12 protein-coding genes are annotated in these 12,999 nt (G+C 63.9%); all 12 read left to right on the forward strand.

Going from position 1 to position 12,999, the window contains the following annotated elements; genetic code table 11:
* The first annotated feature begins 14 nt into the window (after window positions 1-14).
* The 12 genes from AC0L2U_RS06590 (at window position 15) to AC0L2U_RS06645 (ending at window position 12,995) form a co-directional block, all read left to right on the forward strand.
* Window positions 15-509 carry a flagellar basal body-associated FliL family protein gene (locus AC0L2U_RS06590; RefSeq protein ID WP_473601601.1) on the forward strand — a complete coding sequence of 165 codons (495 nt, stop codon included), beginning with the start codon at window positions 15-17 and terminating at the stop codon, window positions 507-509.
* The gene (gene fliP / locus AC0L2U_RS06595; RefSeq protein WP_127290412.1) at window positions 506-1,237 is read left to right on the forward strand and encodes a flagellar type III secretion system pore protein FliP; all 732 of its coding nucleotides are present in this window, start codon (window positions 506-508) and stop codon (window positions 1,235-1,237) included. Before AC0L2U_RS06590 ends, fliP begins: the two co-directional genes overlap by 4 nt.
* A gap of 198 nt (window positions 1,238-1,435) precedes the next feature.
* Window positions 1,436-2,422, forward strand: a complete 987-nt coding sequence (locus AC0L2U_RS06600) for a flagellin N-terminal helical domain-containing protein (protein ID WP_127271439.1) — start codon at window positions 1,436-1,438, stop codon at window positions 2,420-2,422.
* Between the two features lie 257 nt (window positions 2,423-2,679).
* Window positions 2,680-3,744 carry a flagellin N-terminal helical domain-containing protein gene (locus AC0L2U_RS06605; protein WP_127270046.1) on the forward strand — a complete coding sequence of 355 codons (1,065 nt, stop codon included), beginning with the start codon at window positions 2,680-2,682 and terminating at the stop codon, window positions 3,742-3,744.
* Window positions 3,745-3,876: 132 nt separating this feature from the next.
* On the forward strand, window positions 3,877-5,523 hold the full coding sequence (fliF, locus tag AC0L2U_RS06610) for a flagellar basal-body MS-ring/collar protein FliF (protein WP_023810010.1): 1,647 nt from the start codon (window positions 3,877-3,879) through the stop codon (window positions 5,521-5,523).
* A 3-nt stretch (window positions 5,524-5,526) separates the two neighbouring features.
* Window positions 5,527-6,153 (forward strand): hypothetical protein, encoded by a 627-nt coding sequence (locus AC0L2U_RS06615; protein ID WP_127270048.1) that lies wholly within the window; start codon window positions 5,527-5,529, stop codon window positions 6,151-6,153.
* Entirely contained in the window at window positions 6,150-7,493 is a 1,344-nt protein-coding gene (locus tag AC0L2U_RS06620; protein WP_473601602.1) for a MotB family protein, read from the forward strand. Before AC0L2U_RS06615 ends, AC0L2U_RS06620 begins: the two co-directional genes overlap by 4 nt.
* Complete coding sequence (locus tag AC0L2U_RS06625) at window positions 7,490-8,869, forward strand: chemotaxis protein MotC (RefSeq protein WP_473601603.1); 1,380 nt, start codon at window positions 7,490-7,492, stop codon at window positions 8,867-8,869. Before AC0L2U_RS06620 ends, AC0L2U_RS06625 begins: the two co-directional genes overlap by 4 nt.
* Window positions 8,866-10,248 carry a flagellar hook-length control protein FliK gene (gene fliK, locus AC0L2U_RS06630; RefSeq protein ID WP_473601604.1) on the forward strand — a complete coding sequence of 461 codons (1,383 nt, stop codon included), beginning with the start codon at window positions 8,866-8,868 and terminating at the stop codon, window positions 10,246-10,248. Before AC0L2U_RS06625 ends, fliK begins: the two co-directional genes overlap by 4 nt.
* Window positions 10,178-10,765, forward strand: coding sequence for a transglycosylase SLT domain-containing protein (locus AC0L2U_RS06635; RefSeq protein ID WP_292682085.1), 588 nt, complete (start codon window positions 10,178-10,180; stop codon window positions 10,763-10,765). The genes fliK and AC0L2U_RS06635 overlap by 71 nt, the downstream gene beginning before the upstream one ends.
* Window positions 10,766-10,987: 222 nt before the next feature.
* Complete coding sequence (locus tag AC0L2U_RS06640; RefSeq protein WP_013529780.1) at window positions 10,988-11,656, forward strand: response regulator transcription factor; 669 nt, start codon at window positions 10,988-10,990, stop codon at window positions 11,654-11,656.
* Window positions 11,657-11,735: 79 nt separating this feature from the next.
* A complete protein-coding gene (locus AC0L2U_RS06645; protein ID WP_127322241.1) occupies window positions 11,736-12,995 on the forward strand; it encodes a flagellar hook protein FlgE in 1,260 nt (419 codons plus the stop codon).
* The last annotated feature ends 4 nt before the right edge of the window (window positions 12,996-12,999 follow it).

Here is a 12,999-nt window from a genome sequence, read left to right on the forward strand (position 1 = left end):
CGGAGCAGGGCGCCGTGGCAAATATCGAACAGGTTCAGCCACGCAAGGGTCCCTCCCCTGCCATCCAGGCCGGCCTGCTGCTGCTTGTGACGGCGGCCGCCATTGGCATGGGCTGGATGTCCGGCGGTTGTCTCAAAGGCGTCGGCGCACCGGCGTCGGTACCGGTCGCGCCTGAGAACGAAGGCAAGATCATGCAGCCCACCGCGGCCGAGCAGCCAGGCCTGGGCCCGATGCTTGTCGTGCTGGCGCCGATCACCACCAACATCGCCTCGCCTGCCGGCACATGGATCAGGATGGAGGTGTCCGTCGTCTATGACGCGCCGCAGCCACAGGCAATGTCTGATGACATCCACCAGGACCTTCTGGCCCTGGTGCGCACGCTGAAGATGCATCAGATCGAGGGGGCCAGCGGCTACCAGCACCTGAAGGCCGACCTCGAAGAACGCGCCGCGATCCGCAGCCAGGGTCACGCCAAACAGGTACTCATCAGGACATTGCTGCTCGAATGAGAAAGTTCCTTCTCGCCACGGCCATGATCGCGGCCGCCACCTCCATCGCGACGGCCCAGCAGCTCGATCTCGGCGGCATCGGCAAGGCTGACGGCACCACCGTAGGCTACATCATCCAGATGTTCGGCCTGCTGACCGTTCTGTCGGTGGCGCCAGGCCTGCTGATCATGGTGACCAGCTTCACCCGTTTCGTCATCGCCTTCTCGATCCTGCGCGCCGGCATCGGCCTGCAGTCGACACCGGCGAACCTCATCCTGATTTCGCTATCGCTGTTCATGACGTTCTACGTCATGGCGCCGACCTTCGATCAGGCCTGGAACACCGGCGTCAAGCCGCTGATGGATAACCAGATCACGCAGACCGAAGCCTTCGACAAGATTTCGGACCCGTTCCGCACCTTCATGCTGCACAATGTGCGTGACAAGGATTTCGACCTCTTCGCCGACCTTGCCCGCGAGCGCGGACAGACCGTTTCGCGTGACACCGTCGACCTGCGCATCCTGGTGCCGGCCTTCATGATCTCGGAGATCCGGCGCGGTTTCGAGATCGGCTTCCTGATCGTGCTGCCATTCCTCGTCATTGACCTGATCGTGGCCACCATCACCATGGCGATGGGCATGATGATGCTGCCGCCGACAGTGGTGTCGCTGCCGTTCAAGATCCTGTTCTTCGTCCTGATCGACGGCTGGAACCTGCTTGTCGGCAGCCTGGTGCGCTCCTTCAACTGACCCTGCGGCGCCGGCTCGAAATCCCAGCAATATATTTTCGATTAACCGTCCGGTTTAGCCCTTTGGTAGGGACTTGCCCGCATATTCGCTCGCAGATGGCGGGTGATCGATTTTGAGAGATCATGGGCATGATGCCGCACCGTCATACCGGTAGAGCCGGTATGTAAAAAATACCTGTAAAATCAAGGTCCGAGTACCATGTCCAGCATCATGACGAACAGCGCCGCATTGACGGCCCTGCAGAGCCTCAACGCCACCAGCAAATCCCTCACCGACACCCAGGCCCGCATCTCGACCGGCTACAAGGTCTCGCAGGCTTCGGACAACGCCGCTTACTGGTCGATCGCCACCACGATGCGCTCCGACAACCAGGCAATGTCCACCGTTTCGGACGCTCTCGGCCTCGGCGCCTCTAAGGTCGACACAGCCTATACCGGCATGAGTAGCGCGATCGATACGATCAACCAGATCAAGACCAAGCTGGTCGCGTCCTACGGCCAGACGGACGCCTCCAAAGAAAAGACCCAGGTCGAAATCGCCGCCCTTCAGAACCAGTTGAAGGCCTACGCCGATGGCGCCACCTTCTCCGGCACCAACATGCTTTCGGTGTCCACTGCGACAGGCACCGCGGCCGACGTGAAGATTGTTTCGGCCTTCAACCGCGACGCGACCGGCGCGGCTTCGATCTCGACGATCGATGTCAATGTGGAAAGCATCAAGCTGTACGATGCCGGCGCGGCACCAACCGCCAAGGGTATTCTCGACACGGCCCGCCTCGGCACCACGGGCGCTGCTGTTGCCACGGCCTCGGCACCGACGTTGGGCGCTGCCGCAGCGGTTACCGACACCTATTCGGTTGCCTCGCTGACTATCTTCTCGGGTGGCACGGCCGCCAGCGATAGCCAGATCGCGCAGCAGATGAACGTCGTCGATGCCGCGCTCAAGGCCATGACCAACGCCGCCACCACGCTCGGCGCCGCCAAGAGCAGTATCGACCTGCAGAAGACCTTCACCTCGAACCTGATGGACTCCATCGATCGCGGTGTCGGCCAGCTCGTCGATGCCGACATGAACAAGGAATCGACCCGCCTCCAGGCCCTGCAGGTCCAGCAGCAGCTCGGCATCCAGGCGCTGTCGATCGCCAACGGTTCGTCGCAGTCGATCCTGTCGCTCTTCCGCGGCTAATCGCATCCGCCAACTTGCACTAAAATCGGGCCGCGCCAAAAGCGCGGCCCGATTTCGTTTGCTCGGACCGCGCGCAACGCTCTGTCGTTAACTCTCGAAAGGCCGCGTTTAACAGGCTGTTAACCATGTCCCGCTAATTATGGTTAACCAATAGCTTACAACGGTTGGCGAATCGGCCCTACTGGCACGATACCACGGTTGAAGCAGGCCTATCCGGCATGTCTGAGCATGCCGGCCTTTGAGAAGGAGCGACTTTCTTGGCGAGTATCATGACCAACGCCGCGGCGTTAACCGCGCTTCAAAGCCTCAGCGCCACCAACAAGTCACTCGAGCAGACACAGGCCCGCATATCGACGGGCTACCGTGTCTCGCAAGCTTCGGACAACGCGGCCTACTGGTCGATCGCCACCACGATGCGCTCCGACAACCAGGCCCTGTCGACGGTGCAGGATGCACTCGGCCTCGGCGCCTCGAAAGTCGACACCGCCTACACCGGCATGAACAATGTGCTGACAACGATCGGCCAGATCAAGACCAAGCTGCTTTCGACCGTCGGCCAGACGGACGCAGCCAAGGCAAAGACGCAGACCGAGATCAAAGCGCTTCAGGCGCAGATGAAGTCGTTCGCCGATGCGGCCACCTTTTCAGGCTCGAACTTCCTAGCGGTGACCTCAAAGCAGGTTGCGGCCGCCAATGACGGCGTCCAGCCCGACTCCCAGATCGTGTCCTCATTCAATCGTTCCTCATCCGGCGCCATCTCGATCGGGACGATCGATATCGATGTCGAGAGCACCAAGCTTTTCGACTACGGCCTCGCCGCCGAGGTCAAGAATTACGGAACCCTCGATCGCCAGACGTCCATCTATTCCACGGGCGCCGCCCAGACCCTGTACGACAACGCCTATGCGGGCGTGATCGCGGGCGGAGGAACGGACATCGCCGCGAACACCGCCGGCCAGACGGCGGCGGGAGCGGTCGCCAAGGTCGACAATATCTCCGCCTACAACCTCGATATCACGGCACCAGGCATTACCGACGACATCATCACGCAGATGGTGAACAGGATCGATAACGTCATGGCCCAGCTGACCGACTCCGCCACCATCCTCGGTTCCGCCAAGAGCAGCATCGACCTGCAGAAGACCTTCACCCAGAGTTTGATGGACTCCATCGACCGCGGCGTCGGCCAGCTTGTCGATGCCGACATGAACAAGGAATCGACCCGGCTCCAGGCACTGCAGGTTCAGCAGCAGCTCGGCGTTCAAGCGCTGTCGATCGCCAACAGCGCCTCGCAGTCGATCCTGTCTCTGTTCAAGAGCTGATCACGGGCGCCACCGGCGCCGTCCTTTCCATCAGATAATCGGGCCGCGCCGCCAGCGCGGCCCGATTTCATTTTCGCACAAGCTTCGAAGACTAGAGTTCCGGCGGACAATCATGCTGGGAGTCGTTGAACCGTGCCGGAACAGATCCAGAGCATCATCTCGAATCTCCGCGGGTTTGGCGTGAAGCGCCTCGCCATGCTGGCGGGCATCGCCGTTCTGGTGATGGGCGTCATCGGCATCGCCTCGGTCTATCTCAACCGCCCCGCCTATGACACGCTCTATGTGGGACTCGACCGCGCCGACGTGAACCAGATCGGCCTGGTGCTGGGCGAAGCCGGCATCGGCTTCGATGTCGGCGCCGATGGAACCTCGGTTCTGGTGCCGGCCGGCACCACCGCTCAGGCCCGCATGCTGCTTGCCGAAAAGGGCCTGCCGACCAGCGCCAATGCCGGCTACGAATTGTTCGACAATGTCGGCTCGCTCGGCCTCACCTCCTTCATGCAGCAGATCACCCGCGTGCGGGCGCTGGAAGGCGAGATCGCCCGCACCATCCAGTCCATATCGGGCATCAAGGCTGCGCGGGTCCACATCGTCATGTCCGAACGGGCCAATTTCCGCCGCGACGAGCAGCAGCCCTCGGCCTCCGTGGTCATCCGCTACGCCGGCATCGACGCCGAGAAGAGCGCCATGTCGATCCGCCATCTCGTCGCCGCCGCCGTTCCCGGCCTGTCGGCAGACAAGGTGACTGTTCTCGATTCCAGCGGCAATCTGCTGGCCGCGGGCGACGATCCTTCCAACACCAGCGCCGCCCGCACGCTCGGCGTCGAGCAGACCGTCGAGGCGCAGATCGGAGACAACATCCGCCGTGCGCTGACGGCCTATCTCGGCCCCGACAATTTCCGCGCCAGCGTCAAGGCCGAGGTCAACACCGACACCCGCCAGACGGAAGAGACCATCTTCGATCCGAATTCCCGCGTCGAACGCTCGGTGCAGTCGGTGCGGGCCAACGAGAACAACAACCAGAAGCAGGCTTCCACTCCGGCCAGCGTCGAGCAGAACCTGCCCGAGACCCAGGCAACCGCCACCGATGGTCCGCAATCCTCCTCGCAGAACGACCGCAGGGAAGAGATCACCAACTACGAGATCAATTCCAAGAAGATCGCCACGGTCTCAAACGGCTACACCGTCACCAAGATGTCGATTGCCGTGGTCGTCAATCAGCAACGGCTGACGGCCATCCTCGGCAAGGACGCCACGCCGGAGCAGATCGCCAAGCGCGTCGCCGAGATCCAGAAGATGGTCACGTCCGCTACCGGCCTTGACGAAAAGCGCGGCGACATCATCGACGTCTCGGCGGTCGAGTTCATCGACGGCCTGGATGGCGAGGCGATCCCGCAGGCGGGAATGCTCGATTCGATCGGCCAGCATGCCGGCACGATGATCAATGCCGGTGCCTTCATCGTCGTGGTGTTCCTGGTCGCCTTCTTCGGCCTGAGGCCGATGGCCGCGGCGCTGACGGCAAAGGCTACTCCGGCCCTGGCAGGTCCCAGCTTCGACGACGTCCAGCGCTCGCTGCCGACGCCGGAGGCAATGGCGGCTACCGACAGTGCCGCGATTGGGACCTTGCCAGGCACACGCCCAGGCCCCACGCCGCTCGACGATCTTCGCCAGAAGATCCGGCCGGCGCCGCAGGACAGGCTTGCAAGGATGGTCGACCTCAACGAGGAGCGCACCGCGCAGATCCTGCGCAAATGGGCTGCCCAGGAAGTGGCGGTGTAAACCATGCCTTCCGTAGCCCTCTTCGACCTTTTGCCTGATTTCGGGACGCGCGCGCAACGTGCCGGCCAGTCCCGGGCAGCAATCGATCCCGAACACAAGCCCGAGACGCCGGCGCCGCAGGCCGATATCGGCACGCTGATCGCCGAGGCGGTTGCCCAGGCGGAGGCAGCGCTGGAGGTCCGCCTGTCGGCTGCGCATGACGCCGCGCTCGAAGCCGAACGCCAGGCCAATGCCGAGGAAGCAAGGATATTTCTCGAAAGCCTCGGCGACGATGTCGGCAAGGCGGTCTCGTTGCGCATCGATGCCATGGAGGCGCGCGTCACCGGACTTGTCGCCGCCACGGTCGCCCGCATCATCGGCGGCATCGTCAGCGACGATCTGCAGAAACGTTCGATCGAGGCATTGGCCGGCGCCATCCGCGAAGCGGTCGGCGATGCCGAAGCGGTGCGCATCGTCGTGCGCGGCCCGCTCTCGATGTTCGAAACACTGAAGGCGTCGCTCGGACCCCGCGCCGCCAATCTCGATTTTGTCGAGGCGCCAGGCTTCGACCTGACCGTCGCCATCGACGAGGCGGTGTTCGAGACGCGCATGGCCGAATGGTCGACGGTCCTCTCGGAGGTCCTGGCATGAGCGTCGCAGACGCCGACCACGGCCGCCACGAGATCATCATCGTGCGGCGCAGCCATGACGACCATGACGAGGCCCACCATGGCGGCGTCTGGAAGATCGCCTTCGCCGACTTCATGACGGCCATGATGTGCTTCTTCCTGGTCATGTGGCTGATCAACGCCGCCAACGAGCAGACCAAGGCAGCCGTCGCCAGCTACTTCAACCCGGTCAAGCTGGTCGACCGCAATTCGAGCCGCAAGGGCCTGGAGGATCTCGGCGACGGACCGCGCGCCATGGGGCTGACGGCAGACGATCCGCAAGAGGCGACCAGCAAAGCCGGACAGAACGGCAATGCCGGCGCGGGCGCGTCGGACCGCAAGCAGGACAAGCAGGAGCCGCAGCAGGCGGAACGCTCCGACGACCATCTCTTCGCCGACCCCTACGCGGTGCTTTCGGAAATCGCCGCGGATACCGGCGTCATGCAGAATGTCAGCCAGAAAGGCGACGGCGGCGTGCAGGCTGCCGGCCCGGCTACCGGCGCCTCCGGTGGCGCCTCCTACCGCGATCCCTTCGAGCCGGATTTCTGGTCGCAGCAGGTAGCGGCGCCCGGCGCCGAAGCCAGCGCCGAGCGCACGAAGATCGAGGGCGATCCGGCCAAGCCCGGCGACAAGACCGCCGAAACGAAAGTGCTCAAAGTCAAAGCCGTGCCGCCTGTCGCGGCCGCACCGCTTGAGCCGCTGGCCAAGGACGCGACCGGCAAGCAGGCCGCGAACCCTGCCACGGCAATGGCCGGCGAGACCAAACCGGACGGCACCACGGTCGCCGACGCAGCCAAGGCAGAGCCTGAGGCGCAAAAGGCCGCCAAGCCCGACATCGGCGAGAAGGCGCCAACCGCGGCTGCCGTCAAGGCAGCTGCCGACGTCAAGCGGCAGCTGGCCGATGCCTTCAAGCCCGGCGACAAGCTGCACGACGGCGTCTCGGTCGAAGCCACCGACAAGGGGATCGTCATCTCGATCACCGATCAGCTCGACTTCGGCATGTTCGAGGTCGGCTCGGCATTGCCGAGACGCGAACTGGTGCTGGCGATGGAGAAGATCGGCCGCATCATCAACAGCCAGAAGGGCACCATCAGCATCAACGGCCACACCGATGCCCGGCCGTTCCGCGGCGACAGCTACGACAATTGGCGGCTGTCGACGGCGCGCGCGCATTCCGCCTACTACATGCTCGTGCGCGGCGGCGTCGACGAACGCCGCATCACCGAGGTCGCCGGCTTCGCCGACCGCCAGCCGAAGGTAGCAGCCGATCCATTGGCGGCCGCGAACCGTCGCATCGAGATCCTGATGGCGACCGGCGGATGAAGCGAGCGGCCGTCACCCGCCGGTTGATTGGTTTGTTGCTGCTGGCCGGCGGACACCCGTCGGCCGGTTTCGCCCAGGACGCGCTGCAGCCGTATCAGCTGGTGCGCTCGCTGCAACTCATCCAGGACCGCATAGCCGCCGGCGATCATGCCGCCTTGCCGATGCAAGCCAAGCTGCTGGAGATGGCGGATGCGCGCCTGCGGGCGGCGAATGCCGAGGACTACAAGGATCCCAAGAACTTTCGAGCCCTGCTTGTCTACGGCATGAGCGGCGGCAACCCGGTGACCGTCGAAGCGGCCACGTCGCGCGCTACGACGGATCCGCAAAGCCTTGCCATCGCCAAAGGCGTGATTGATTACCTCAACGGCCGGCCCGGCGAGGCTATCGAAGCCTTGAGGCCGATCGATCCCATGGCGCTGCCTCCGGATCTCGGCGCCTTCCTCGCTTTGGTCAAAGGCTCACTGCTTGCCGGTGATCAGCCGGCGACCGCACTCCGTCTGCTCGACGAGGCAAGATTGCTCAGCCCCGGCACGCTGGTCGAGGAAGCGGCACTTCGCCGTTCGGTCGGCCTTGCAGTCGCGCAAGGCGACGCGGCACGCTTCGCCCTTGCTTCCACCCAATATGTCGAGCGCTACCTCTATTCGCCCTATGCCAGCCAGTTCGCCGACTCCTTCGTCTCCGGCGTCATCGCGCTGCACATGTCGATCAGCCAGGACAAGCTGGGCGACATCACCTCGATGATGGATCCCGAGCGCGAGAAGGTGATCTATCTGCGCATCGCCCGCCGGGCCGCGATAGACGGCCTGAACGACTTGTCGGCCTTCGCTTCGGCGCGGGCGGAACAGGGCCGCGACGGCAACACCAATCAGGACGATCCACGCGCCCTGCTCTATGCCAGCCTTTCCACCGTCACCTCGGGGACAATCGAGGACGTTCGTGCCAAGCTCGGCAAGATCGACCGCAGCCGGCTGTCGGAGGGCGACCGCGCTTTGCTCGACGCCGCGCAGGCCATTGCCGGCGAGGTCGTCGCGCCGCCCACCGCCCTTCCGGCGGAAAAGCCTGCCCCAGTTCCTGCCGCCGCCGCGCAGCCGGTGCCCGAGATCGCCACGGCGCAAGGCGCCGATGACAGTGGCCTGCCACCGGTCGAAGGCGCCATCTCGGAGCAACCCGCCGTCACCGCGGCCTCCGGCGGACCAGCCGCCAATGCGCCGGACACGGCAGCAGCGGCATCCCCCGACCCTGCGACTGTCATGCCGGCGTCGGCACCGTCACCCGCAGCCGGTCCAGAGCCCGCCGATCCGACCGACGCCGCCATGACCAGAACACGTCGACAGCTCGACCTGATCGACCAGATGCTTGGAGCCGCCCCCAAATGACCACCAGCCTCGGCTCGGCCTTGCCAGGATTTGCCTCCACGCGCGCGACGTCGGAGCAGCCGGCCGCGAACGGCAGGAACGATGACGCCGGCTTCGGCAAGATGCTGCGCGACGATGCCGGTGCTGCCCGCCCGGAACGGCAGCCGTCGACAGAGGCGGGATCGCGCGACCAGCGCTGGAGCAAGCTCGCGGCCGGCCTTGCCGGGCATGACGCCAAGGCCGAACCAGCATCGGCCGAGCCCGCAAGGACCATCTCGGCCAAAGTGGCAAACGTGAAAACCGGCAAGGACGATTTGGAAGCAAACGCGAAGGCCGACGCTGAAGAGACGGCGCCGGACGCCGAGCCGCTTCAGCACGACCTGCCGCTGCTGATCGCGTTTCATGACCTGCGGCATTTCTCGACAACGGCCAAGGCAGCCGGAGGCAATACGACCACCGGCGAGAATCCGTCGGACCCGGCGCTCGACGGGCAGGCTTCACTGCCAAAGACCTACCGGCCAAAATCCGCGGGCGGACGCGAAGCACTCGAAACCATGTCGAAGCCGGAGCAGGCGTCGATCGTCGACGGACCTTTGACGGCGCTTGACGGTCAGTCACTGAGCGCTGCCTCCAGCGCGCCAAAACGTGACGCCGCGGCGGCGGCCCAGAAGCTGCCGGACGCGCCGGCTGCCGATGTGCCCGGCGTGCGGTCGAAGCACACCGCGAATGCGATGAAGAGCATCGAGGATGTCCAGTCCTCGATGCGTCCAGAAGCGGGAAAACAGTCCCTGCCCACTGCGCGCATCGACGTGGTGTCGGAACGGAGCTTCCCCGCACCGCCGCAGAGTCCCATCAGCCAGGCAGCCCTCAATGTGATCAACGCCATAGCCGCCGACGCCGGGCCGCAAAAGGCGCTTTCAGCCTCACCCACATCCACCCATCTGCCCAGCTCTGTTGCCGTTCCGACACATGTGTTGAAGATCGAACTCCACCCCGCCGAACTCGGCATGGTGACGGCCAATCTTCGCCTCTCCGGGGAACAACTTTCGATTGAGCTGAAGCCTGAAACACACGACGCTTATCGTCGGCTGTCGGCCGACAGCGAGGCCATCGTCAAGTCGCTGCGGGGGCTCGGCTTCGAGGTTGACAAGGTCACGATACTGCAACCTTCGGTAGCAGTTCCCGCTACAACCCGGACGGATGCAACCGCTCCTATGGCGGCGGCGACAGGCCGCGATCCAGCATCCTTTCAACCGGGGAATTCGGGCAGCGGCAATGGTGGAGCCGGCGGCCAGCAACCGGGCCAGCAATCCTCAGGGAAACGCAACGATGACGCGCAAGACTACGGCCGCGGCACTTCGCCTGCTCGCGAGCGCGCTGGCGGCGATATCTTTATCTAGCGCAGCAAACGCCGCCGCAGCCGCGGCCAACCCCTGCGAGCCGGAAATCCTGCGCGCCGCCGATCGTTATGGCGTACCCGCCGGCATCCTCTATGCCGTTGGCCTGACGGAGACCGGAAACAAGGGCAGCCTTCAACCCAATGCCTTGAATATAGAAGGAAAAGCAGTCTTTCCGAGGAGCCGGACCGAGGCCCTTGCCGCCTTCGCCAATGCCCGGCGCGAGGGCAAGACCCTGATCGATCTGGGCTGCATGCAGATCAATCACCACTACCACGCATCGCATTTTCGCAGCGTCGAGGACATGCTCGACCCACGCCAGAACGTCGACTATGCGGCGCGCTTCCTGGCCAGCCTTCATGCCCGTCACGAGACCTGGTCCATGGCCGTGGCCCGCTATCATGCCGGTCCCGACAACGACCCGGCGCAGAAGATCTATGTCTGCCGCGTCATTGCCAACATGGTCGCCACCGGCTTTGGAAAATGGACCGCGAACGCCCGCGGCTTCTGCAACCCGTAAGCGCATTTCCCGTTACTAATAGACAAACCGTACAACCCGAATTGTTGGTTTGACTTGGTCAGAACTTGCCGCCGAAAGCACATCTGGCCGCCCGCTAATGCAACCGAAACGATTCCAGACTCCCAAGAAACTAGCTACAAGAAATGACGGTTGTTCAGGATTCCCGCCAGCGGATACGCCTCTCTTCACGGGGCAAATGATTTGATTCGGAAGGCGGGGCCGATGATTGTGATCGTTGACGAGCGCGAGCTCGTAACAGAGGGATACAATTCACTTTTCGATCGTGAGGGCATCGCCTGTGCAGGCTTTGCGTCCGGCGAATTCGGTGAGTGGGTGAACTCTGCCGCAGACACCGATCTGCGCTCGGTCAGGGCCTTCCTCATCGGCGACTGCCGCGAGGGTTCCATCTCTCCGCGCCAGATCCGCGACCGCACCGGCGCCCCGGTGATTGCGCTTAGCGAACAGCATTCGCTGGAGAACACGCTCCGGTTGTTCGAGAGCGGCGTCGACGACGTCATTCGCAAGCCCGTCCATATCCGCGAGATCCTGGCCCGCATCACCGCCATCCGCCGCCGCGCCCAGGAAGACGTCGCCTACACCGAGATCGGCGCCATGCGCATCTTCATGGATGGCCGCGACCCAGAGATCGACGGTCAGCCCCTCCCCCTGCCGCGCCGTGAACGCCGCATCCTCGAATATCTGGCGAGCAATCGCGGGCGCCGTGTCACCAAGACCCAGGTTTTCAACGCCATCTACGGCATCTTCGACGAAGAGGTCGAGGAGAACGTGGTGGAAAGCCACATCAGCAAACTGCGCAAGAAGCTGCGCGAGAAGCTGGGCACCGACCCGATCGATTCCAAGCGTTTCCTCGGCTACCGGCTCGTCTTCTGATGCAGCGCCGCGCCAGCCTCGCGCAAGAAAACATGCGTAGCCTCGTAGCCAGCAGCATGGACACAGCGGAGACGTTTCGATGAGCCTCTACGGAATGATGCGGACCGGCGTTTCCGGCATGAACGCCCAGGCAAACCGCCTATCGACGGTCGCCGACAACATCGCCAATTCCGACACCACCGGCTACAAGCGCTCCTCCGCCGAATTCTCGACGCTGGTCATGCCGTCGACCGGCGGTGCCTACAATTCCGGCGGCGTCACCACGACGATCCGCCAGGCGGTCAGCGATCCGGGTGTGCTTCAGTACACGACCTCGGTTTCCGACCTTGCCGTCAGCGGCGATGGCTTCTTTGTCGTCCAGGATCCGAGCGGCACCCCCTACCTGACCCGGGCCGGCGCTTTCGTTCCCGACGGTCAAGGCAGACTTGTCAACTCGGCCGGCTTCCAGCTGATGGCGTACAGCTACGACAACGGCGTACCGGCAGCGACGGTCAATGGCTTCGAGGGGTTGGTCCCGGTTGTCATCTCCGACCAGGGAATGACCGCAACGCCGAGCACCGAGGGCAGCTATGCCGGCAACCTGCCGGCCGGCGCGACACCGGTCGCGACCGCCAACCTGCCCGCCGCCAACGCTGCGACCGCGCAATACACGTCGAAATCCTCGATGGTCGCCTACGACAATCTCGGCAACAAAAAGCTGCTCGACGTCTATTTCACCAACACCGGCGCCGGCACCTGGCAGGTGGCGGTCTTCGATCAGTCGAAGGCCACCGCTGGAACATCGTTCCCCTACACCGCTGGCGGCTTGCTGGGCTCGGCCAACCTGACCTTCGACACCACCACCGGCAAGCTCACCGGCACGCCCACCGGCGTTTCATTTACCGTGCCGAACGGCGCCACCCTCAATCTCGATCTGTCTGCGCTGACCCAGCTTGGCGCCGGCTTCACGGTTTCCGATGCCCAGGTCAACGGCAACGCGCCGAGCACCATCGACAAGGTCCAGATCAGCAAGGACGGCACCATCTACGCACAGTACAAGGACGGTTCGACCAAGCCGCTCTACAAGATTCCGCTGGCCGACGTGCAGAGCCCGGACCAGCTCACCGCGCTGCCCGGCAACGTCTATTCGCAGGGCACCGAGTCCGGCGCGGTTCGTGTCGGCTTTGCCAATGAAGGCAAACTCGGCTCCATCATCTCCGGCGCGCTCGAGAATTCCAACGTCGACATCGCCGAAGAACTGACCAACATGATCGCGGCGCAGCGCAGCTACACCGCCAATTCGAAAGTCTTCCAGACCGGTTCCGATCTGATGGACGTCCTTGTCAACCTGAAGAGATAAGACG

The organism is Mesorhizobium sp. WSM4808 (assembly GCF_055811675.1).